This is a genomic window from Pseudomonas sp. ADAK2 TE3594 (assembly GCF_053628675.1).
In genome coordinates this window covers 1,041,256-1,063,193 of sequence record NZ_JBRJGV010000001.1, presented here as the reverse complement: position 1 = coordinate 1,063,193, position 21,938 = coordinate 1,041,256, and the positions used below count along the sequence as shown (strand labels likewise).

General features: G+C 57.7%; 19 protein-coding genes. 2 read left to right on the top strand and 17 right to left on the bottom strand.

All coding sequences use genetic code 11. The annotated features are described in order from the left end of the window. Positions 1-3: 3 nt before the first annotated feature. Positions 4-456 (bottom strand): PaaI family thioesterase, encoded by a 453-nt coding sequence (locus AB7M22_RS04770; RefSeq protein WP_007898966.1) that lies wholly within the window; start codon positions 454-456, stop codon positions 4-6. Further along, positions 453-929: a PaaI family thioesterase gene (locus AB7M22_RS04765; RefSeq protein ID WP_454185403.1), complete on the bottom strand. Its 477-nt coding sequence runs from the start codon at positions 927-929 to the stop codon at positions 453-455. Before AB7M22_RS04765 ends, AB7M22_RS04770 begins: the two co-directional genes overlap by 4 nt. A gap of 157 nt (positions 930-1,086) precedes the next feature. On the opposite strand from AB7M22_RS04765, the gene AB7M22_RS04760 reads away from it, so the two are divergent. Beyond that, positions 1,087-1,332, top strand: a complete 246-nt coding sequence (locus AB7M22_RS04760) for a hypothetical protein (protein WP_007898971.1) — start codon at positions 1,087-1,089, stop codon at positions 1,330-1,332. Positions 1,333-1,409: 77 nt separating this feature from the next. Here the strand turns inward: AB7M22_RS04760 and AB7M22_RS04755 are convergent, their stop codons facing one another. From AB7M22_RS04755 to sdhC, 12 genes are all read right to left on the bottom strand, one after another. Next, positions 1,410-1,811 carry an MAPEG family protein gene (locus AB7M22_RS04755; protein ID WP_454185402.1) on the bottom strand — a complete coding sequence of 134 codons (402 nt, stop codon included), beginning with the start codon at positions 1,809-1,811 and terminating at the stop codon, positions 1,410-1,412. Next, entirely contained in the window at positions 1,811-2,548 is a 738-nt protein-coding gene (locus tag AB7M22_RS04750) for a DUF599 domain-containing protein (protein ID WP_454185401.1), read from the bottom strand. Before AB7M22_RS04750 ends, AB7M22_RS04755 begins: the two co-directional genes overlap by 1 nt. 276 nt (positions 2,549-2,824) lie before the next feature. Next, entirely contained in the window at positions 2,825-4,138 is a 1,314-nt protein-coding gene (brnQ, locus tag AB7M22_RS04745; RefSeq protein ID WP_454185400.1) for a branched-chain amino acid transport system II carrier protein, read from the bottom strand. 426 nt (positions 4,139-4,564) lie between these two features. After that, positions 4,565-5,446, bottom strand: coding sequence for a succinate--CoA ligase subunit alpha (gene sucD / locus AB7M22_RS04740; protein WP_007898976.1), 882 nt, complete (start codon positions 5,444-5,446; stop codon positions 4,565-4,567). Next, a complete protein-coding gene (gene sucC, locus AB7M22_RS04735; RefSeq protein ID WP_007898980.1) occupies positions 5,446-6,612 on the bottom strand; it encodes an ADP-forming succinate--CoA ligase subunit beta in 1,167 nt (388 codons plus the stop codon). Before sucC ends, sucD begins: the two co-directional genes overlap by 1 nt. Before the next feature lie 179 nt (positions 6,613-6,791). Next, positions 6,792-8,228 (bottom strand): dihydrolipoyl dehydrogenase, encoded by a 1,437-nt coding sequence (gene lpdA / locus AB7M22_RS04730; protein ID WP_008013855.1) that lies wholly within the window; start codon positions 8,226-8,228, stop codon positions 6,792-6,794. A gap of 110 nt (positions 8,229-8,338) precedes the next feature. Next, positions 8,339-9,553, bottom strand: a complete 1,215-nt coding sequence (odhB, locus tag AB7M22_RS04725; protein WP_008013853.1) for a 2-oxoglutarate dehydrogenase complex dihydrolipoyllysine-residue succinyltransferase — start codon at positions 9,551-9,553, stop codon at positions 8,339-8,341. 42 nt (positions 9,554-9,595) lie between these two features. After that, complete coding sequence (locus tag AB7M22_RS04720; protein WP_454185399.1) at positions 9,596-12,427, bottom strand: 2-oxoglutarate dehydrogenase E1 component; 2,832 nt, start codon at positions 12,425-12,427, stop codon at positions 9,596-9,598. A gap of 262 nt (positions 12,428-12,689) precedes the next feature. Continuing rightward, a complete protein-coding gene (locus AB7M22_RS04715) occupies positions 12,690-13,394 on the bottom strand; it encodes a succinate dehydrogenase iron-sulfur subunit (RefSeq protein ID WP_007898989.1) in 705 nt (234 codons plus the stop codon). Positions 13,395-13,405: 11 nt separating this feature from the next. Further along, on the bottom strand, positions 13,406-15,178 hold the full coding sequence (gene sdhA / locus AB7M22_RS04710; RefSeq protein WP_008013848.1) for a succinate dehydrogenase flavoprotein subunit: 1,773 nt from the start codon (positions 15,176-15,178) through the stop codon (positions 13,406-13,408). A 3-nt stretch (positions 15,179-15,181) separates the two neighbouring features. Beyond that, on the bottom strand, positions 15,182-15,550 hold the full coding sequence (gene sdhD / locus AB7M22_RS04705; RefSeq protein WP_007898993.1) for a succinate dehydrogenase, hydrophobic membrane anchor protein: 369 nt from the start codon (positions 15,548-15,550) through the stop codon (positions 15,182-15,184). Further along, a complete protein-coding gene (gene sdhC, locus AB7M22_RS04700) occupies positions 15,544-15,918 on the bottom strand; it encodes a succinate dehydrogenase, cytochrome b556 subunit (protein WP_015096190.1) in 375 nt (124 codons plus the stop codon). The genes sdhD and sdhC overlap by 7 nt, the downstream gene beginning before the upstream one ends. A gap of 363 nt (positions 15,919-16,281) precedes the next feature. Between sdhC and gltA the strand changes: the two genes are divergently transcribed. Continuing rightward, positions 16,282-17,571 carry a citrate synthase gene (gene gltA / locus AB7M22_RS04695; protein ID WP_007898998.1) on the top strand — a complete coding sequence of 430 codons (1,290 nt, stop codon included), beginning with the start codon at positions 16,282-16,284 and terminating at the stop codon, positions 17,569-17,571. A 1,080-nt stretch (positions 17,572-18,651) separates the two neighbouring features. Here the strand turns inward: gltA and AB7M22_RS04690 are convergent. From AB7M22_RS04690 to AB7M22_RS04680, 3 genes are all read right to left on the bottom strand, one after another. Beyond that, complete coding sequence (locus AB7M22_RS04690) at positions 18,652-20,310, bottom strand: cation acetate symporter (protein WP_454185398.1); 1,659 nt, start codon at positions 20,308-20,310, stop codon at positions 18,652-18,654. After that, positions 20,307-20,618 carry a DUF485 domain-containing protein gene (locus AB7M22_RS04685; RefSeq protein ID WP_007894282.1) on the bottom strand — a complete coding sequence of 104 codons (312 nt, stop codon included), beginning with the start codon at positions 20,616-20,618 and terminating at the stop codon, positions 20,307-20,309. The genes AB7M22_RS04690 and AB7M22_RS04685 overlap by 4 nt, the downstream gene beginning before the upstream one ends. Before the next feature lie 205 nt (positions 20,619-20,823). Beyond that, positions 20,824-21,675: a glycine betaine ABC transporter substrate-binding protein gene (locus AB7M22_RS04680; protein WP_008014997.1), complete on the bottom strand. Its 852-nt coding sequence runs from the start codon at positions 21,673-21,675 to the stop codon at positions 20,824-20,826. Positions 21,676-21,938 lie beyond the last annotated feature (263 nt).

Genomic DNA, 21,938 nt, shown 5'->3' with positions numbered 1-21,938 from the left:
AGATCAGGATTTCAAGGGCTCTTCAATTTTGAAATGAGCGCGGGCCGTGGCAATGGGCTCGGCTTCAGTGCTTTGCCAGGCGGTAATCGCCACGTTTGCCACCCGACGCCCCTGACGGCACACCTGGCATCTGGCCCAGGTATCGCGAAACTGCCCCGCGCGCAGGTAGTCGAGGGAAAAGTCGATAATCTTCGGCACGCCGGGAGAGCCGGTGAAGATCAGCAGGTGCAGTGCCGCCGACAGCTCCATGAACCCGGCAATCACCCCGCCATGAATCGCCGGCAATAAAGGATTACCGATGTTGTCCTTGTTGGCCGGCAGGCGAAACAGCAGCTCATCCCCGACACGCGAACATTCGACGCCGATCAGTCTGGCGTAGGGAATCAGGTGCAGCAGAGAGGCGTAGTCCCCCTGCGCATGGGCCTGTTGAAGTTGCTCCTTGAACGAGTCGGTCATTTCGCACCTCCAGCTATGGCACCGGCAAAACCCTTGGTGCCTTTGATGCCCTTGCCCATACGCATGAAGGTGCCCACCACATGGGCGATGGGCTGTTCGGGGTCGTCCTGATAGGCAAAACCGCGCGCAAAAATGACGTCGGTGGTCACTCGATAGCATTGGGCGAAGCCGTAAACGTCCTTGTGCGGCTCGGCGGCGTGCATGTAGTCGATGCGCAAGTCGAGCGTCGGACAGACTTCAAACTCGGGCAGCACGCAAAGGGTGGCCATGCCGCAGGCGGTGTCCATCAACGAGGTCAGCGCACCGCCATGAATCACCCCGGTTTGCGGGTTGCCGACGATCTGCGGGCTGTACGGCAGAATCACCGTCAGCCCTTCGCTGCTGGCGCTGTGAACTCGCATGCCGAGTACCTGACAATGGCGCAATACCGACAGAAATCGCGTCGCACGCTCAAAAACGGGGTTTTCGGCCATTTGATAAAACTCTTCTTAGTGTCCGGGCAAAGTAGCAGGCTAGTGGGTAAAAGTTCCGCAGCAAAACAAACTTATATATCTGAACGAATTGAGGAACTTAAAGCTGTCGGCTGTGCTCGAAAGGCCAGTAGATACTTTCCATCAGGAGAAACACCCCATGCGTAAGACTTTAGCTATTGCCTTGATGTTGACCGCTTCCCTCGGTCTCGCTGCCTGCGATAAAAAATCCGAGGACAAAGCTCAAGATGCCACCAAACATGCCGAGCAAGCTCAGGAAAAAATGAGCGAAGCTCAGGATAAAGTGAACGAGGCAGCAAAAGAAAACGCCGAAGCTGCCAAAGCTCAGGCCGAATCGAACGCAGCAGCGGTAAAAGAAGCCGCTCCAGAAGCGCCTAAAAACTAACAGCGTTTTTAGTGATAAAAGAAAACCCGCCAAGTGCGGGTTTTCTTTTGTCTGCGGCTTTTGTTTGCAATGCAGTATTAGATCAAAATCGTCCTAAAAGTCGGACTAATCATCAACAACAACGAACACACTAAGCCGCCGAACCACGCCAGGCTGCGCTGCCAGGCCAAGTCCGCCCAATAGCACAACAGATATAGGATACGCGTGATCACAAAGATGATTGCCAGCGCATCGATCAGCCATCCCGCCGTCTGCGTGGTATGCGCCATCAACACCCCTACCGCAAACAACAAGAACGCCTCGAAACTGTTCTGATGGGCCGCCAATGCACGGGCACCGAAGCCTGTAAGTTGCGCCTGCTGTTGGCGCGGCAGGTGATTGTTGTAACCACCCTGCTCGTTCATGGCTTTGGCCACCGGGATCTTTGCCACGAAAATCAACAATGCGCTGATAAACACACACCAGAACGGAATACTCATCAAGCAGCCTCCTTGTTTGCTTCAGGCAATGGCGCCTCCGTAGGGGTATAGACCATCACATCAAGAACGTCGGAGTGAAACTCGCGGCGATACAACACCAGCACGACGCCAGCACTCATCAACATGAACAACCAGGGGCTGACGAACCACGCCAGCATGGTCATGCCAAAGTAATAGGAACGCAGCCCGAAGTTGAACTGGTTGGCCGCCATGGAGATGACACGGGCGGCTCGAGAAGCGAAGGCTTTACGCTCTTGCTCGGACACATGGCGCTCGCCGATCATCGGCGCCGAGCCCACGAGAATCGCCGCAAAGTTGTACTGACGCATGCACCAGCTAAAGGTAAAGAACGCATAGACAAACACCAGCGCCAGGCACAACAACTTGATCTCCGACATCCCCTGGGAAGCCTGTTGCACCATCGGGATATCCGCCAGCAACGACACGGCTCTGTCGGACGCACCCAATACCGTGAGAATACCGGCCAGGATAATCAGCGTACTGGAGGCGAAGAACGAGGCATTGCGCTCCAGGTTACCGATCACGCTGGCATCGGCAATGCGGTTGTCGCGCAACAGCATGCGGCGCATCCAGTCTTCGCGATACAGGTGCAACACACTGGCCAGGCACGCGGTGTCGCGGCCCTTCCATGTCGCGTAACGGGTATAGCCACCCCAGCAGACGACAAACCAGAGCGCGGCGAGGATGTGGATGATGTTGGTGTGGATGAACGACATGCAGGTCCTTGTGATGTAGATGCGGAGTACATAATTCCTGTGGGAGCGAGCCTGCTCGCGATGACGGATTTACATTCAACACATATGTTGACTGATCTACCGCTATCGCGAGCAGGCTCGCTCCCACATTAGGTCTTGGCACTGCTTCGACGTTAGCGCAAGGAAAAAGACACTGCATCACACGCATAAAAAATGCCCCGTATCGATTGATACGGGGCATTTCCATTTTTGCCAGGAAGCAGCTCGAGGCCCGCTTGTGGCGGGCCATGAAGCAGCTTAAGCCAGCGCTTCTTCGCGCTTGCCCAGCAGACGATCGCAGACCACCGCAACCAGCAGGGTCATGACCGACGGCACCAGCCACGCCAGCCCCTGCTCGCTCAGCGGCAGGTGAGCCAGTTGAGTCGGCATCCAGTCGGCCAGACCGGCACCCTTGAGGGCGTCGATCAGGCCGAAGATGAACGACACCAGCATCACCGGACCGACGATGCGGCCTTGCTCATGCCAGAAGTCCTTGCAGAAGCTCAGGGCGACCAGGGCGATGCATGGCGGGTAGATGGCGGTCAGCACCGGGATCGAGAACGCAATCAGCTTGGTGAGGCCCAGGTTGGACACCAACAGGGAGAACGCAGCCAGGATGATCACCAGTGTCTTGTAGGACAGTGGCAGTACACGGCTGAAGTATTCGGCACAGGCACACGTCAGACCGACCGCTGTTACCAGGCAGGCCAGGGAGATCAGCACCGCGAGGAAACCGCTGCCCAACGAACCAAACGTGTGCTGAACGTACGCGTGCAATACCGCCGCGCCGTTGGTAGCACCAGCGGCCACTTCATGGCTGCCCGAACCGAGACGGAACAGGCTGACGTAAACCAGCGCCAGACCCACGCCGGCAATCAGCCCGGCGATGATCGCGTAACGGGTGATCAACGCCGGCGACTCCACGCCCCGGGAACGAATGGCGTTGACAATGACAATGCCAAATACCAATGCCCCCAGGGTATCCATGGTCAGGTAACCATTGATGAAGCCCTGGGAGAACGGTGCCGCCACATATTCAGGCGTGGCCATGCCGATATCACCGGCCGGCAACGCGAACGCTGCGATGCCGAGAGCGGCCAGGGCGATAATCTTCAGCGGTGCGAGGAAACGCCCTACGGTGTCCAGCAGACGGCCCGGATAGAGCGAGATGAAGAACACCAGCAGGAAGTACACCGAGCTATAAAGAAACAACGCCAGCGGGCTCTCGCCAGTCAGCGGCGCCAGGCCCACTTCGAACGACACGGTCGCGGTGCGCGGCGTCGCGAACAACGGGCCGACCGCGAGGTAGCACGCGGCTGCCAGCAGGCCACCGGCGACTTTACCGATCGGGCTGCTCAAGGCATCCATTGCGCCACCAACCTTGGCCAGGGCGACAACGGTGATCACCGGCAGACCGACCGCGGTGATCAGAAAACCCAGCGCCGCCATCCAGACATTAGGCCCGGACTGCAAACCGACGATAGGCGGGAAGATGATGTTGCCAGCCCCGACGAACAGGGCAAACGTCATAAAACCCAGTGCCAGGATGTCCTGGCCTTTCAACACTTTCATTAAGGAAATACCACACTACTGAATCGGAATTTAGAGAGGGATTTCCCTTATGGGTGAGGGAAATGCTGTCGGCCCGTATAGGACTAACCCGTTTAGCGCGTCGCTGCCTTGTGGGCCGCGGACGCAAAAATGGCTGCTAGCCTAACGAATTTGCACGACAAACGCACTGTTACGGGGCGAACTATCTGATACACGACACTTCAATGTCGCGTTTTTGCATGTAAATGGTGAGCGTCTGCAAGTAAGCCTTCGCGGGCAAGCCTCGCTCCTACAGGTATCGAGTCGTTCGCCGTATTGTGAACGACGTAAATCTGTGGGAGCGGGCTTGCCCGCGATGACGTCCGCATGATCGACGCAAATCCCGGAAACGACAAAGGCCACCCGAAGGTGGCCTTTGTTTGGTGAAGCGTCAGTTAAGCGCGAGGCTTACTTGATCGCCCAACCGGTCAGCTCGGACAAAGCCTTGCCGATGTCTGCCAGCGAACGCACGGTTTTAACGCCTGCGTCTTCCAGGGCAGCAAACTTCTCGTCTGCAGTGCCTTTGCCGCCAGAGATGATTGCGCCAGCATGGCCCATGCGCTTGCCTGCAGGGGCAGTCACACCAGCGATGTAGGAAACAACCGGCTTGGTCACGTTTGCCTTGATGTAGGCAGCCGCTTCTTCTTCAGCCGAACCGCCGATCTCACCGATCATCACGATCGCTTCGGTCTTCGGGTCTTCCTGGAACAGCTTCAGGATGTCGATGAAGTTCGAACCTGGGATCGGGTCACCACCGATGCCGACGCAAGTCGACTGACCGAAACCAGCGTCAGTAGTCTGCTTCACAGCTTCGTAGGTCAGGGTGCCGGAACGGGAAACGATACCGACCTTGCCTGGCAAGTGAATGTGACCTGGCATGATGCCGATCTTGCATTCGCCTGGAGTGATCACGCCTGGGCAGTTAGGACCGATCAGGACTACGCCCAGCTCGTCGCACTTGACCTTGGCATCCAGCATGTCCAGGGTAGGAATGCCTTCAGTGATGCAAACGATCAGCTTGATGCCGCCGAATGCTGCTTCCAGGATGGAGTCCTTGCAGAAAGGAGCTGGAACGTAGATCACGCTGGCGGTGGCGCCAGTGGCAGCTACAGCGTCTTTCACGGTGTTGAACACTGGCAGACCCAGGTGCTCGGTGCCGCCTTTGCCAGGAGTTACGCCACCCACCATCTTGGTGCCGTATTCGATGGCTTGCTGGGTGTGGAAACTACCTTGCGAACCGGTAATACCCTGGCAGATAACTTTGGTGTCTTTATTGATCAGGACGCTCATTATTTGCCCTCCGCAGCTTTAACGACTTGTTGAGCAGCGTCGGTCAGGCTGGTAGCAGCGATGATGTTCAAACCGCTTTCTGCCAGTACTTTAGCGCCCAGCTCAGCGTTGTTGCCTTCAAGGCGAACAACAACCGGGATTTTCACGCCGACTTCTTTCACAGCGCCGATGATGCCTTCGGCAATCATGTCGCAACGAACGATGCCGCCGAAGATGTTGACCAATACTGCAGCGACGTTAGTGTCGGACAGGATGATCTTGAACGCTTCGGTAACGCGTTCTTTGGTAGCACCGCCGCCCACGTCGAGGAAGTTGGCTGGTTTGCCGCCATGCAGGTTGACGATGTCCATGGTACCCATGGCCAGGCCAGCACCGTTGACCATGCAACCGATGTTGCCTTCCAGTGCTACGTAGTTCAGTTCGAACTTGGCAGCGTGCGCTTCGCGCGGATCGTCTTGCGACGGATCGTGGAAAGTCTTCAGCTTAGGCTGACGGTACATGGCGTTGGCGTCGATGTTGATCTTGGCGTCGAGGCAATGCAGATCGCCGTCAGCCTTGATCACCAGCGGGTTCACTTCCAGCAGAGCCAGGTCGTGATCCTTGAACAGCTTGGCCAGACCTACGAAGATCTTGGCGAACTGAGCAACTTGCTTGCCTTCCAGACCCAGCTGGAATGCCAGCTCGCGACCCTGGAATGGCTGAGCGCCAACCAGTGGATCGATAGTGGCCTTGAGGATTTTCTCAGGGGTGTCGTGAGCGATTTTCTCGATGTCCACGCCACCTTCGGTGGAAGCCATGAACACGATGCGACGGCTCGAACGGTCAACGACAGCGCCCAGGTACAGCTCTTTAGCGATATCAGTGCACGATTCAACCAGGATCTTGGTGACTGGCTGACCATTGGCATCAGTCTGGTAAGTCACCAGACGCTTGCCCAACCACTGTTGAGCGAATGCCTTGGCGTCTTCTTTGCTGCGAACCAGCTTTACGCCGCCCGCTTTACCGCGACCACCAGCGTGGACCTGGGCTTTGACAACCCACTCGGTGCCGCCGATTTTGTCGCAAGCTTCTGCTGCTGCTTCCGGGGTGTCTACTGCGTAGCCGGTGGAAACTGGCAGGCCGTACTCAGCGAACAGCTGCTTACCCTGATACTCGTGAAGATTCATGCTTATTACCGTCTTCGTTAGGTACTGCGCATTCGGTGCTGCACTTGTTCAAGTGCCGCACCACCTGTGACTGCTGCTTGCGTAGCTGAGCTACGCAAGACTGCGTCCAGCGGACATTCCGCGGTGAGTCTTGCATGCAAGGCTCACGACGGGCCGTACCGCCGTGGTTTCTTATTGTCTTAACGCTTCTTGCGGTTGGCGATGTGGATGGCGCCGCCATTCACAGCCAAAGCTGCTTCGTGCAAGGCTTCAGACAGGGTCGGATGGGAGAAAACCATCATGCCCAGGTCTTCAGCGCTGGTGCCGAATTCCATACCGATCGCGCCCTGCTGAACCAGTTCTGCAGCGCTCGGGCCAATCACGTGGACGCCCAATACGCGGTCAGTCTTGGCATCGGCAATGACTTTCACGAAACCGCCGGTGTCGTTGGCTGCCATGGCACGGCCACTGGCTGCGAACGGGAAGGTGCCAACGTTAACTTCAACGCCTTCAGCCTTCAAGGTCTGCTCGGTTTTGCCGACCCATGCGATTTCCGGGTGAGTATAAATAACTGACGGGATCAAGTCATAGTTCATCTGGGCTTTGTGGCCCTTGATGCGCTCGACGACCATGATGCCTTCTTCCGAGGCCTTGTGTGCCAGCATCATGCCGCGAACCACGTCACCGATGGCGTAAACGCCCGGTACGGTGGTGGCGCAGTGATCGTCAACGTGCACGAAACCGCGCTCGTCCAGGGTCACGCCGCAATCGGCAGCCAGCAGATCAGTGGTCACCGGACGGCGACCAACGGCTACGATCAGCTTGTCGAAAGTGATGTTCTGTTCGCCGTTGGCATCGGTGTAGTTCACAACGACTTCGTTGCCGTTCACTTTGGAACCGGTAACGCGAGCGCCCAGCTTGATGTCCAGACCTTGTTTGGTCAGGGTTTTCAGCGCTTCCTTGGAAACGGCAGCGTCAGCGGCCATCAGGAAGGTGTCCAGCGCTTCGAGAACGGTAACTTCTGCGCCCAGGCGGGACCAGACCGAACCCAGTTCCAGACCGATCACGCCAGCGCCAATCACGCCCAGACGTTTTGGAACCGATTGGAATTCCAGCGCGCCAGTCGAATCGACGATCACATTCTGGTCGACCGGAGCCGGTGGAATGTCGATCGGACGCGAACCTGGAGCCAGAATCACGTTCTCGGCTTCAATGATTTCTACCGAACCGTCAGGCTTGGTGACTTCGACTTTCTTGCCGGCCAGCAGTTTGCCGTGGCCCTGGATCGAGGTCACACCGTTGGCTTTGAACAGGGTCGCAACACCCGAGGTCAGGCCTTTGACGATGTTGGCTTTACGGCCGACCATTGCTGGCACGTCCATGGTCACGCCAGCGTGGTTGATACCGTGGATCGCGAAGCCGTCTTGGGCTTCGTGGAACTTCCAGGAGCTGTCCAGCAGCGCCTTGGATGGAATGCAGCCGACGTTCAGGCAAGTACCGCCGAGGGCCAGTTTGCCTTCCTTGTCGGTGTATTTCTCGATGCAGGCAGTGGAGAGGCCCAGTTGCGCTGCTTTAATGGCAGCCACGTAGCCGCCAGGGCCCGCGCCAATCACTACCACGTCGAATTTCTGAGTCATGTGTCATTCCTTCTCGAATCAAACCGGACGGCCCCTTTTGGGGACCGTCGTGGGACGAAGCTGGTCATTACAGAAGGGCCGCCCATCGCTGAGCGGCCCATGCAACGAAATCAGATATCCAGCAGCAAACGAGCCGGGTCTTCCAGCAGGTTCTTGATGGTAACCAGGAAGGTCACAGCTTCTTTGCCGTCGATCAAACGGTGATCGTAGGACAGAGCCAGGTACATCATCGGACGGATAACAACTTGACCGTTGATCGCCATAGGACGCTGCAGAATGTTGTGCATGCCCAGGATGGCCGCTTGTGGCGGGTTGACGATCGGGGTCGACATCATCGAACCGAAAGTACCACCGTTGGTGATGGTGAACGTACCACCGGTCATTTCGTCCATCGACAGCTTGCCGTCACGAGCCTTCTTGCCGAAGGTGGCGATGCCGCCTTCGATTTCAGCCAGGCTCATCAGTTCGGCGTTACGCAGAACCGGTACAACCAGGCCGCGGTCGCTGGAAACAGCAACACCGACGTCAGCGTAGCCGTGGTAAACGATGTCAGCACCGTCGATCGACGCGTTGACAGCCGGGAAGCGTTTCAGCGCTTCGGTGGCCGCTTTCACGAAGAACGACATGAAGCCCAGGCGCACGCCGTTGTGGGACTTCTCGAACAGGTCCTTGTACTTCGAACGCAGGGCCATGACTTCGGTCATGTCGACTTCGTTGAAAGTGGTCAGCATCGCCATGTTCGATTGAGCTTCAACCAGACGCTTGGCAACGGTGGCCCGCACGCGGGTCATCGGTACGCGCTTCTCGATGCGATCGCCGGCAGCGAACACTGGAGCAGCAGCGGCAGGAGCAGCAGCCTTGGCAGGCGCGGCAGCCGGAGCGGCTTTCTTGGCAGCTACAGCAGCAACCACGTCTTCCTTGGTCACACGACCGCCTTTGCCAGTGCCGGCAACGGAAGCGATGTTGATGCCGTTTTCTTCAGCCAGCTTGCGAGCAGCCGGTGCAGCAACAGGATCATCTTCGCCCGCTTCGGCAGGAGCAGCGGCAGCGGCAGCAGGTGCAGCGGCGGCTGGAGCGGCAGCAGCACTGCCCTCACCGATGGAGCCCAGAACTTCGTCGGACAGAACGGTGTCGCCTTCGTTCTTGACGATAGCGCCCAGCACGCCATCAGCGGTGGCCAACACTTCCAGTACGACTTTGTCAGTTTCGATGTCGACGATCAGTTCGTCGCGCTTGACGGCGTCGCCCGGTTTTTTGTGCCAGGTGGCAACGGTGCCATCGGCAACCGATTCCGGGAAAGTGGGGGCTTTGATTTCGATAGCCATTATCTGTGGGTCCTTAAATTCGGTTTCAGGTGCGCGAAGGCGTTAAACAGTAAAGGCGTCTTGCAGCAGTTGTTCCTGCTGCTCAGCGTGCATCGATGCATAACCACAAGCAGGTGCAGCAGAAGCATCACGGCCCGCGTACTCGAGTACGAGAGACTTGTCGTGATTGCCAACGATGCGGCGCATGTGGTGTTGGCTGCAGTACCAGGCACCCTGGTTCATCGGCTCTTCCTGACACCAAACGATATGTTTGAGGTTGGTGTACGGAGCCAGGACTTCGTTCAAGTCGTCCTCAGGGAATGGGTACAGCTGCTCGATACGCACGATGGCGATGTCATCACGACCTTCGGCACGGCGTTTTTCCAGCAGGTCGTAGTAGACCTTGCCGCTACACAGAACAACGCGCTCGACCTTTTTCGGGTCCAGGGCATCGATTTCCGGGATAACGGTCTGGAACGAACCTTCGGCCAGATCTTCCAGGGTCGAGATGGCCAGTTTGTGGCGCAGCAGCGACTTTGGAGTCAGGACGATCAACGGCTTGCGTAGCGGGCGAATCACCTGACGACGCAGCAAGTGGTAGATCTGAGCCGGCGTAGTCGGCACGGCTACCTGAATGTTGTGCTCGGCGCACAGCTGCAGGTAACGCTCCAGACGAGCCGAAGAGTGCTCCGGACCCTGACCTTCATAACCGTGCGGCAGCAGCATGGTCAGACCGCAGAGACGGCCCCACTTGTGCTCGCCACTGGTTATGAACTGGTCGATAACCACTTGGGCACCGTTGGCGAAGTCGCCGAACTGGGCTTCCCAGATCACCAGCGCCTCAGGCGTAGTGGTCGAGTAACCGTATTCGAACGCCAGCACGGCTTCTTCGGACAGGAACGAATCGTACAGGTCGAAACGTGGCTGGCCCTTGTACAGGTTTTGCAGCGGGATGTAGGTACCCGCGTCTTTCTGGTTGTGCAAGACAGCGTGACGGTGCGAGAACGTACCGCGACCGATGTCCTGACCCGTCATGCGAATCGGGTGACCTTCGAACGCCAGGGTCGCGTACGCCATGGTTTCGGCGTAACCCCAGTTGATCGGCAGGCCGCCGGCTTGCATTTTCTGACGGTCTTCGTAGATTTTCGAGACCTGGCGCTGAACCACGAAGCCTTCCGGAATTTCCAGCAGCTTGGCGGACAGTTCCTGCAAGGTTTTCAGATCGAAGCGAGTGTCGTGACGCGCGGTCCAGGCGTGGCCCAGATACGGACGCCAGTCCACGAACAACTCTTTGTTCGGCTCTTTGACCAGGCTTTTTACCACATGCAGACCGTTGTCCAGCGCATTGCGGTATTCGTCGACTTTCGCCTGAACACGCTCTGCGTCCAGCACACCGCCCTGGGTCAGACGATCGGCATACAGCTCACGGGTGGTGCGCTGTTTGGTGATCTGCTGATACATGATTGGCTGGGTGCCGCTAGGCTCGTCGGCCTCGTTGTGACCGCGACGACGGTAGCAGACCAGGTCGATCACCACGTCACGCTTGAACTGCATGCGGTAGTCGATGGCCAGCTGGGTCACGAACAACACGGCTTCCGGATCATCACCATTCACATGGAGGATCGGCGCCTGGATCATCTTCGCAACGTCGGTCGCGTACTCGGTGGAGCGCGAGTCCAGCGGGTTGCTGATGGTGAAACCGACCTGGTTGTTGATCACGATGTGCACGGTACCGCCGGTCTTGAAACCGCGGGTCTGCGACATCTGGAAGGTTTCCATGACCACACCTTGACCGGCGAATGCCGCGTCACCGTGGATGGAGATCGGCAGAACCTTCTCACCGGTAGGGTCGTTACGACGATCCTGACGGGCGCGAACCGAACCCTCGACCACCGGGGAAACGATTTCCAGGTGAGAAGGGTTGAACGCCATGGCCAGGTGAACTTCACCGCCGGTGGTCATCACGTTGGACGAGAAGCCCTGGTGATACTTAACGTCACCGGAACCCAGCTCGACCTTTTTCTTGCCTTCGAACTCGTCGAACAGCTCGCGCGGGTTCTTGCCGAAGGTGTTGACCAGCACGTTCAGACGACCACGGTGGGCCATGCCGATCACGATTTCCTTGGTGCCGTAGGAGCCGGAACGCTGGATCAGCTCGTCGAGCATCGGAATCAGGCTCTCGCCGCCTTCCAGGCCGAAACGCTTGGTACCCGGGTATTTGGTCCCGAGGTATTTTTCCAGGCCTTCGCCGGCGGTGACGCGCTCAAGCAGGTGGCTCTTGATGTCGACGGAATACGTCGGACGGCCGCGCACGCTTTCCAGACGCTGCTGGAACCACTGGCGCTGTTCGGAATCGGTGATATGCGTAAATTCAGCGCCGATGGTGCGGCAATATGTCTGCTGCAACGCTTCGTGAATTTCGCGTAGGCTCGCCTCCTCTTTGCCGATGAACAGGTCGCCGGCACGGAAGGTCGTATCAAGATCGGCATTGGTCAAGCCGTAATGATTGATTGACAGGTCTGCAGGTGCAGGACGCTGCCACAGCCCCAGCGGGTCAAGCTGGGCTGCCTGGTGGCCACGCATACGGTAGGCCTGGATCAATCGCAGCACTTCAACTTGCTTCTTCTCGTGCTCACTGCTCACGCTACCGGCGGAAACCGGTTGGGCGCGGCGCTGGTTCTTTGCCAGCAAGACGAAATGATCGCGAATTGTGGAGTGCGAAACATCGGTGGCAGTGTTGCCATCAGCAGGCAACTTCTGGAAGTAGGTGCGCCACTCTTCTGGCACAGCGTTAGGGTCGTGCAGGTAGAGCTCGTAGAGCTCTTCCACATAGGCAGCGTTACTACCGGATAGGTAGGCGCTGTTCCACATGCGCTGCATCACGCTTTCTTGCATGCTTGGTCACCCTCGGTTAGGGGAACACCACCGGCGTCGACACCGAGAAAACTTGCAGAAGTCCGAATGCAGCGACTAAAACAAGCCACTTAGGATCACGCTGATAGTCCGGGTACCAGCCCGGATGCCCCTGCTTGTCTCATTTCTTCAAAATAAGAGCCGCAGCCTTATAAGCTGCTGCCCAGGTTAAAACTACGGCGCCGGTTGAAGCCTGCGCCGTAGCATCTACGGGTACAGCGGTCCTACGGGTACAGCAGCTGAATCACACGCCGCTTTGCAGCAGCATGTTACGAATGTGACCGATGGCCTTAGTCGGGTTCAGGCCTTTCGGACAAACGTTGACGCAGTTCATGATGCCCCGGCAGCGGAATACGCTGAACGGGTCATCCAGCGAAGCCAGACGCTCGGATGTCTTGTTGTCGCGGCTGTCTGCCAGGAAGCGATAGGCTTGCAGCAGAGCAGCCGGACCCAGGAACTTGTCCGGGTTCCACCAGAAGGACGGGCACGAAGTCGAGCAGCAAGCGCACAGGATGCACTCGTACAGACCGTCGAGCTTTTCACGCTCTTCAGGGGACTGCAGACGCTCGATGGCCGGAGCCGGCGTGTCGTTCTGCAGGTATGGCTTAACCTTTTCGTATTGCTTGTAGAAGATGCTCATATCGACGACCAGGTCACGGATAACCGGCAAACCTGGCAGCGGACGAACGATCAACTTGTTACGTTTTACGACGGCAGACAGCGGCGTGATGCACGCCAGACCGTTCTTGCCGTTGATGTTCATGCCGTCGGAACCGCAAACACCTTCACGGCAAGAGCGACGATAGGAGAAACCTTCGTCCTGCTCTTTGATCAGGGCCAGCACGTCCAGCACCATCAGGTCTTTACCACCGGTATCAACCTGGAATTCCTGCATGAACGGCGCAGCGTCCTGATCAGGGTTGTAACGATAAACACTGACTTGCAACATGGCGGCCACCCTTAATAAGTCCGAATCTTAGGTTCAAAAGTCGGAACAGTCTTCGGCGAGAAGTTCACAGCACGCTTGGCAACGCGCTTGTCACCCGGGAAGTACAGGGTGTGGCACAGCCAGTTTTCGTCGTCACGGTCTTCGAAGTCTTCACGGGCGTGAGCACCGCGGGACTCTTTACGCACTTCTGCAGCGATGGCAGTGGCTTCGGCCACTTCCAGCAGGTTCTGCAGTTCCAGCGCTTCGATACGCGCAGTGTTGAACGCCTGGCTCTTGTCGTTGATCTTGACGTTGGCGATACGGCCACGCAGATCAGCCAGCTGAGCAATACCCTTCTGCATGTATTCGCCGGTACGGAACACACCGAAGTAGTTCTGCATGCAGTTTTGCAGTTCGCGACGCAGGGTTGCGACGTCTTCACCTTCGGTACGCTCGTTCAGAGCGGACAGACGTGCCAGGGCCGCGTTGATGTCGGCGTCGGTGGCGTCATCGTATTCGATACCGTCGGTCAGCGCTTTTTCCAGGTGCAGGCCGGCAGCGCGGCCGAATACCACCAGGTCGAGCAGCGAGTTGCCGCCCAGACGGTTGGCGCCGTGAACCGATACGCACGCCACTTCACCCACTGCGAACAGGCCAGGGATGATTTCGTCGACGCCTTCGTCGTTCTGGGTGATTGCCTGACCGTGGATGTTGGTCGGAACGCCGCCCATCATATAGTGGCAGGTCGGAACAACCGGAACCGGAGCAACAACAGGGTCAACGTGTGCGAAAGTCTTGGACAGTTCGCAGATGCCTGGCAGACGGCTGTGCAGCACTTCCTCGCCCAGGTGGTCGAGTTTGAGCATTACGTGGTCGCCATTCGGACCGCAACCGTTGCCGGCGATGATTTCTTTAACCATCGAACGGGCAACAACGTCGCGACCGGCAAGGTCTTTGGCGTTCGGAGCATAACGCTCCATGAAACGCTCGCCGTGCTTGTTGATCAGGTAACCACCCTCACCACGGCAACCTTCAGTGACCAGTACACCGGCGCCGGCGATGCCGGTCGGGTGGAACTGCCACATTTCGATGTCTTGTACCGGTACGCCGGCACGCAGCGCCATGCCAACGCCGTCACCGGTGTTGATCAGGGCGTTGGTGGTCGAAGCGTAGATACGACCTGCACCGCCGGTGGCCAATACGGTGGCCTTGGCACGGATGTAGGTGGTTTCACCGGTTTCGATGCAGATGGCAATCACGCCGACGAATGCGCCTTCCTGGTTTTTCACCAGATCAACAGCGTAGTACTCGTTCAGGAACGTGGTGCCAGCTTTCAGGTTGCCCTGATAAAGGGTGTGCAGCAGCGCGTGACCGGTACGGTCGGAAGCGGCGCAGGTACGGGCGGCCTGGCCACCTTTACCGTAGTCCTTGGACTGACCACCGAACGGACGCTGATAGATACGACCTTGTTCGGTACGCGAGAACGGCATACCCATGTGGTCCAGCTCGTATACGGCGGCAGGACCTTCCTGACACATGTATTCGATAGCGTCCTGGTCACCGATATAGTCGGAACCCTTGACGGTATCGTACATGTGCCAGCGCCAGTCATCGTTCGGATCGGCAGACGCAATGGCGCAAGTGATGCCGCCCTGGGCCGACACGGTGTGCGAACGGGTCGGGAAAACCTTGGTGATCACGGCAGTCTTGTGACCGCCCTGTGCCAGTTGCAGCGCAGCGCGCATGCCGGCACCGCCACCACCAATGATGATGGCGTCGAAAGAAATCGTTGGAATGTTAGCCATGAATCAGATACCCCAGAGAATCTGCACACCCCAGACGAAGTAAGCGAACATCGCAACGCCGCATACTGCCTGGAAAAGGAAACGTACTGCAGTCGCGGACTTGCCCAGCGCCATCGGCGTCAGGTAGTCGGTCGCGATGGTCCACATGCCGACCCAGGCGTGAGCGCCCAGGGCCACAAGGGCCAGCAGACTGAAGATACGCATCCCGTTGTGGGCGAACAGGGCATGCCATTGGTCGTAGCCAATGCCTGGATTCGCCGCGAGGTATCCGATCAGGAAGATGAAATAAGCCGCGAGAACAACCGCAGACACACGTTGCGCCATCCAGTCATAGAGGCCCGAACGCGAAAGGTTCGTAACGCTGGTTACCATATCCAAACTCCTGCCAGAACGATCAACACCACGGAAACGGCGATGATAATTTTCGAGCCCAGGCGGCCGCCTTCAAGCGTCTCGCCGATGCCCATGTCCATGATCAAGTGGCGCACACCGGCTACCAGGTGATACAGAAGAGCGGACAGGAGGCCCCATGCTACGAACTTGGCCAGCGGACTGGTCAAGCATGCCTTCACCTCGGCAAAACCTTCCTCGGAACCCAGAGACTTGCCCAATGCATACAGCATGAAGCCAAGGCCCAGGAAGAGGATGATGCCGGAAACACGGTGAAGAAACGACGTAACGCCGGTGATGGGGAGTTTGATGGTCCTTAGGTCTAGGTTTACAGGTCGTTGGCTTTTCACGGCTTTTTTTTCACACTGAAGAGCCCCTAACAATCAGGGCAAAGTTGTTGGGGAGTGCACTGGTCAGGTAACCACCACCCAGGGATGCGACCCCCAATAAAGCAGGCCCAAAAGCCCCTGGCGGTCGGTGGCCGAGTATAGACAGTTAGGCTACTAATGACAACGCGTTCACCTTCCCCTAATAGCTGATTGCGCAAGTGAGATAAAAGGCGTAAATGGCAGTCAATTTCGAGGAAAAAGTCCGGTTAAAGCCTTCTGGAGCAAGACTTTAGGCAAATTGACATTCGAATTTATCTCACTATAGTGGTGCGGGCCCTGCGTGGGGGGTCTGTCTGATGATTTCAAGCATAAATAGGAGGCCACATGGCTGACAAAAAAGCGCAGTTGATCATCGAGGGCGCAGCCCCCGTCGAGCTGCCCATTTTAACCGGCACCGTTGGTCCCGATGTTATCGACGTTCGGGGCCTGACGGCCACGGGCCGTTTCACCTTTGACCCTGGTTTCATGTCGACTGCCTCCTGCGAGTCGAAGATCACCTATATCGACGGCGACAACGGCATTCTGCTGCACCGCGGCTACCCGATCGAACAGCTGGCTGAAAAGTCGGACTACCTGGAAACCTGCTACCTGCTGCTCAACGGCGAATTGCCGACCGCAGAGCAGAAGGCCCAGTTCGTAGGCACCGTGAAGAACCACACCATGGTTCACGAGCAGTTGAAGACCTTCTTCAACGGCTTCCGTCGCGACGCTCACCCGATGGCCGTCATGTGCGGCGTAGTGGGCGCCCTCTCGGCCTTCTACCACGACTCCCTCGACATCAATAACCCGCAGCATCGCGAAATCTCCGCGATCCGCCTGGTTGCCAAGATGCCGACCCTGGCCGCAATGGTTTACAAGTACTCCATGGGCCAACCCATGATGTACCCGCGCAACGACCTGTCGTACGCGGAAAACTTCCTGCACATGATGTTCAACACCCCGTGCGAGATCAAACCGATCAGCCCGGTACTCGCCAAGGCCATGGACCGGATCTTCATCCTCCATGCCGACCACGAGCAAAACGCATCGACTTCTACCGTACGTCTGGCCGGTTCGTCGGGTGCCAACCCGTTCGCCTGTATCGCCGCCGGTATCGCTGCACTGTGGGGCCCTGCCCACGGCGGTGCGAACGAAGCCGTTCTGACCATGCTTGACGAGATTGGCGATGTTTCGAACATCGACAAGTACATCGCCAAGGCCAAGGACAAGAACGATCCGTTCAAATTGATGGGCTTCGGTCACCGGGTTTACAAAAACCGCGACCCACGCGCCACCGTCATGAAGCAAACCTGCGACGAAGTGCTGAAAGAGCTGGGCATCACCAACGATCCGCAACTCGAACTGGCCATGCGCCTGGAAGAGATCGCCCTGACCGATCCGTACTTCATCGAACGCTCGCTGTACCCGAACGTCGACTTCTACTCGGGGATCATCCTCAAGGCGATCGGCATTCCGACCAGCATGTTCACCGTGATCTTCGCTCTTGCGCGGACCGTCGGCTGGATCTCCCACTGGAAAGAAATGCTCTCCAGCCCGTACAAGATCGGCCGCCCGCGCCAGTTGTACACCGGCTACGAGTCGCGTGATATCACCAAGCTGGAAGACCGCGAGTAAGACCTGTCTTGCGATAACGTCTTGAGCTGTACCGGAAACGGCCTCTATTTAGATAGGGGCCGTTTTTGTTTGTGCCTGACGTTGAGTGACGCGGCGGCCTGAGGGCCGACCGGGCTCTATGGTTGTGTACATATCCGTTTCTTCGGTTGCGCCGGCTGGCGGTTCCGCTCTTACAGCGGGTCACTTTCGAAAAGCGCGAAAGTAACCAAAGCGCTTCTGCCCCTGTCGTTCGGTGCCTCGCTTAGGCTCGGCATGCCCTCGCTCCGGTCCTGCTCCGTGGGCCCGCCGCGATCGGCCATCCATGGCCGTGCGCGGCTAACCCGGCATCCATGCCGGGTTGCCCACTGCGCAGAACCTCCACTCGGCCTCACGAGGGGGCGGTGCATCAAGATCAAAAGCTGCAGGCGAGCTAACGCTCGGCCTGTTGAGTGGTGAAAAGCAGAGCGGATGTGCTCTGATTTTTTGTGGGAGCTGGCTTACCTGCGATGGCGGCCTGACAGCCGACCAATCTCTCCCGGATGTACCCAGTCCAACTGTGGGAGCGGGCCTGCTCGCGAAGCTGTTGATCTTGCCGTTGCCGTTGCTTCGGCTTTTGATCTTGATCTGCTGCGCCTTTCCCAGAGGCCGAACGCAGGTATTGCGTAGGGGGCACCGCGGCAAGGATGCCGCGGTAGCCGCCCCCGGAGCAATGCCGGAGTGAGGGTATGCCGAGCCTAGGCGAGGCACCGAATGGCGGGGCAAGAGCGCTTTGGTTACTTTCGCGCTTTTCGAAAGTGACTCGCTGTAAGAGCGAAACCGCCAGCGGCCGTGACCGCAGAAACGGATATGTACACAATCAAAGAGCCCGGTCGGCAATCAGGCCGCCTTCGCGGGCAAGCCTCGCTCCTACAAGGGCGGGCGATAACCGCCAGCCGGCGCTACCACAGAAACGGATATGTACCGATCAAAAAACCCAGTCGACTATCAGGCCGCCTTCGCAAGCAAGCCGAACAGAGTCCGATAACCGCCCAATAAAAAATGCCCCAATCTCTCGACCAGGGCATTTTGTGTAGCTCAGCTTATATATAGAAACTCAAAGCCTTAGTGCGAAACTGCCCCACTCGCCCCCAACCCAGTCTGCGAACGAACAAACTGCGGGAAGAACAGCGCCCGCTCGTTCACACCCTCGGCCGACTTATCGGTGATCGAGAAGAACCAGATCCCGACAAACGCAATGGCCATGGAGAACAGCGCCGGGTATTCATACGGGAAGATCGCCTTCTCGTGACCCAGGATCTGCACCCAGATGGTTGGCCCCAGCACCATCAAGCCAACAGCACTGACCAGACCCAGCCAGCCGCCGATCATCGCACCGCGAGTCGTCAGTTTCTTCCAATACATGGAAAGCAGCAGCACCGGGAAGTTACAGCTCGCTGCGATGGAGAACGCCAGGCCCACCATGAACGCAATGTTCTGCTTCTCGAACAGAATACCCAGGCCGATCGCCAGCACCGCCAAAGCAATGGTGGTGATTTTCGAGACACGGATCTCGTCCTTCTCGTTGGCCTTGCCCTTCTTGATCACACTGGCATACAGGTCATGGGACACCGCCGAAGCACCGGCCAGGGTCAGACCGGCTACCACCGCCAGGATGGTTGCGAACGCCACCGCCGAAATGAAGCCCAGGAACACACTGCCACCCACCGCGTTGGCCAAATGCACCGCCGCCATGTTGTTGCCACCCATCAGCGCGCCAGCCGCATCTTTGAAGGCCGGATTGGTGCTGACCAGCAGGATCGCGCCGAAGCCGATGATGAAGGTCAGGATGTAGAAGTAGCCAATGAAGCCAGTTGCATACAGCACGCTTTTACGCGCTTCTTTAGCGTCGCTCACGGTGAAGAAGCGCATCAGGATGTGCGGCAGGCCAGCGGTACCGAACATCAGCGCCAGGCCGAGGGAGAACGCCGAGACCGGATCTTTCACCAGGCCGCCCGGGCTCATGATCGCTTCACCTTTAGGGTGAACCTTGATCGCCTCGGAGAACAGCGCGTTGAAGTCGAAGTTGACGTGCTTCATCACCATCAGCGCCATGAACGAGGCACCGGACAGCAACAGCACCGCCTTGATGATCTGCACCCAAGTGGTCGCCAGCATGCCGCCGAACAGCACGTACATGCACATCAGGATACCGACCAGAATCACCGCAACGTGATAGTCGAGACCGAACAACAGTTGAATCAGCTTGCCAGCACCGACCATTTGCGCGATCAGGTAGAACGCCACCACCACCAGCGAACCGCAGGCCGACAGCGAGCGGATCTGGGTTTGCCCGAGGCGATAGGACGCCACGTCGGCAAAGGTGTACTTGCCCAGGTTACGCAGGCGCTCGGCGATCAGGAACAGAATGATCGGCCAGCCCACCAGGAAGCCGATCGAGTAGATCAGGCCGTCGTAGCCGGAGGTGAACACCAGGGCGGAAATACCCAGGAAGGACGCCGCGGACATGTAGTCACCGGCAATCGCCAGACCGTTCTGGAAACCGGTGATCTTGCCGCCCGCCGCATAATAGTCGGCCGCCGAGTTGTTACGCTTGGACGCCCAATAAGTGATGCACAGGGTTGCTCCCACGAACGCCACGAACATCAAGATCGCGGAAATGTTGAGTGGTTGTTTCTGTACCGCACCCGTGAGCGCTTCAGCCGCCCAGGCGCCAGGTGCAAAGGTTGCGATGCTCAATAGAGCCATTAGACGCCGGATCATTGCTGAGCCTCCTTGAGAATCGCATTGTTCAGGTCGTCGAATTCGCCATTGGCGCGTCGCACGTAGATGCCCGTCAGGATAAAGGCCGAAACAATCAGCCCGACACCGATCGGAATGCCCCAGGTAATCGAAGACTCGGGGCTGATTTTCGCGCCCAGGATATGCGGCCCGTAAGCAATCAAAAGGATGAATCCGGAGTACAGCCCAAGCATGATCGCTGAAAGAATCCAGGCGAATCGTTCTCTCTTGCTGACCAGCTCCTTGAAGCGCGAGCTGTTTTGAATCGAGAGGTAAATGCTGTCGTTCATTGTTTTTATCCTCGCAGCACAGATTTAGTTGGAACGGTATCCACTCTATGCGGCTGCCGGACAGGTTCCAGACGACCTTAGTATTAGAACGACATGACAGAGTCGCCATTTTCCAGCAGGCGTTAAACACATGAAAAAGCAAAAAGCCCCTTGGCATTTAAGCCAAGGGGCCTTTAGAGGTGCTGACCAGACGCTTCAGGTCAAATCATTTGGTCCAGTCGGCAACGCGATCCGGGTGTTTGGCCACCCAGTCTTTCGCTGCTGCTTCAGGCTTGGCACCGTCCTGAATCGCCAACATGACTTGGCCGATTTCGTCTTTCGACGCCCACTGGAAGTTCTTCAGGAACTTCGCAACTTCAGGCGCTTTGGTTGCCAGTTCTTTGCTGCCGATGCTGTTCACGGTTTCAGCTGCGCCGTAAACGCCTTTCGGGTCTTCCAGGAAGCGCAGTTTCCACTTGGCGAACATCCAGTGCGGCACCCAACCGGTGACGGCAATGGATTCGTTTTTCTTCTCGGCACGAGTCAGCTCGGCAATCATCCCGGCGCCAGAACTGGCCTTGAGGGTGTAGCCGTCCAGGCCATAGTCCTTGATCGCCTGCTCGGACTTGAGCATCACGCCTGAACCGGCATCGATACCGACGATACGATTTTTGAAGCTGTCGTCGGTTTTCAGATCGGCAATAGACTTGGCCTTGACGTACTCCGGCACGATCAGGCCGATTTTCGCATCCTTGAAGTTCGGGCCGTAATCGACGACCTGATCCTTGTTCTTCGTCCAGTATTCACCGTGAGTCACGGGCAGCCACGCCGACAGCATGGCGTCGAGTTTGCCAGTGGCCACACCTTGCCACATGATCCCGGTGGCAACCGCTTGCAGCTTTACGTCATAACCGAGTTTCTGCCTGATCACTTCCGCGGCCACGTTGGTCGTGGCGACGCTGTCCGACCAGCCGTCTACATAACCGATCGTCACTGCCTTGCCTTCAGCGCTGGCCATCGTAGAACTGATCGCCAGCACCAAAGCGGCACCTGCGCCCAAGAGTCGTCGCATCTTCATCGTTACTTCCCCGAAAGTGCTGCGCTCGACGGATGCCGAGCCGCTCAACGTATTGTTATGGTGCACAGCGCCCCCATCACGCCTCACCGCAAACTCGTTCAAACATCAGCGGAGTACTGACGCCACGATAATCAACCTGACGCCAACGACGACCTGCTCTGTCAGCGACCTCAAGACATCGAGAAACGACATCAGAACGCCATTAATCGTGCCCTGTGAAAGCATGCGCGCCAACCCCGCCCAAACTTTGCATGACAAAATTA

What these genes read in the sequence shown, in the direction of transcription:
- AB7M22_RS04770 (WP_007898966.1), bottom strand. Translation starts at nt 456, where the DNA reads ATGACCGACTCGTTCAAGGAGCAACTTCAACAGGCCCATGCGCAGGGG.
- AB7M22_RS04765 (WP_454185403.1), bottom strand. Translation starts at nt 929, where the DNA reads ATGGCCGAAAACCCCGTTTTTGAGCGTGCGACGCGATTTCTGTCGGTA.
- AB7M22_RS04760 (WP_007898971.1), top strand. Translation starts at nt 1,087, where the DNA reads ATGCGTAAGACTTTAGCTATTGCCTTGATGTTGACCGCTTCCCTCGGT.
- AB7M22_RS04755 (WP_454185402.1), bottom strand. Translation starts at nt 1,811, where the DNA reads ATGAGTATTCCGTTCTGGTGTGTGTTTATCAGCGCATTGTTGATTTTC.
- AB7M22_RS04750 (WP_454185401.1), bottom strand. Translation starts at nt 2,548, where the DNA reads ATGTCGTTCATCCACACCAACATCATCCACATCCTCGCCGCGCTCTGG.
- brnQ (WP_454185400.1), bottom strand. Translation starts at nt 4,138, where the DNA reads ATGAAAGTGTTGAAAGGCCAGGACATCCTGGCACTGGGTTTTATGACG.
- sucD (WP_007898976.1), bottom strand. Translation starts at nt 5,446, where the DNA reads ATGAGCGTCCTGATCAATAAAGACACCAAAGTTATCTGCCAGGGTATT.
- sucC (WP_007898980.1), bottom strand. Translation starts at nt 6,612, where the DNA reads ATGAATCTTCACGAGTATCAGGGTAAGCAGCTGTTCGCTGAGTACGGC.
- lpdA (WP_008013855.1), bottom strand. Translation starts at nt 8,228, where the DNA reads ATGACTCAGAAATTCGACGTGGTAGTGATTGGCGCGGGCCCTGGCGGC.
- odhB (WP_008013853.1), bottom strand. Translation starts at nt 9,553, where the DNA reads ATGGCTATCGAAATCAAAGCCCCCACTTTCCCGGAATCGGTTGCCGAT.
- AB7M22_RS04720 (WP_454185399.1), bottom strand. Translation starts at nt 12,427, where the DNA reads ATGCAAGAAAGCGTGATGCAGCGCATGTGGAACAGCGCCTACCTATCC.
- AB7M22_RS04715 (WP_007898989.1), bottom strand. Translation starts at nt 13,394, where the DNA reads ATGTTGCAAGTCAGTGTTTATCGTTACAACCCTGATCAGGACGCTGCG.
- sdhA (WP_008013848.1), bottom strand. Translation starts at nt 15,178, where the DNA reads ATGGCTAACATTCCAACGATTTCTTTCGACGCCATCATCATTGGTGGT.
- sdhD (WP_007898993.1), bottom strand. Translation starts at nt 15,550, where the DNA reads ATGGTAACCAGCGTTACGAACCTTTCGCGTTCGGGCCTCTATGACTGG.
- gltA (WP_007898998.1), top strand. Translation starts at nt 16,282, where the DNA reads ATGGCTGACAAAAAAGCGCAGTTGATCATCGAGGGCGCAGCCCCCGTC.
- AB7M22_RS04690 (WP_454185398.1), bottom strand. Translation starts at nt 20,310, where the DNA reads ATGATCCGGCGTCTAATGGCTCTATTGAGCATCGCAACCTTTGCACCT.
- AB7M22_RS04685 (WP_007894282.1), bottom strand. Translation starts at nt 20,618, where the DNA reads ATGAACGACAGCATTTACCTCTCGATTCAAAACAGCTCGCGCTTCAAG.
- AB7M22_RS04680 (WP_008014997.1), bottom strand. Translation starts at nt 21,675, where the DNA reads ATGAAGATGCGACGACTCTTGGGCGCAGGTGCCGCTTTGGTGCTGGCG.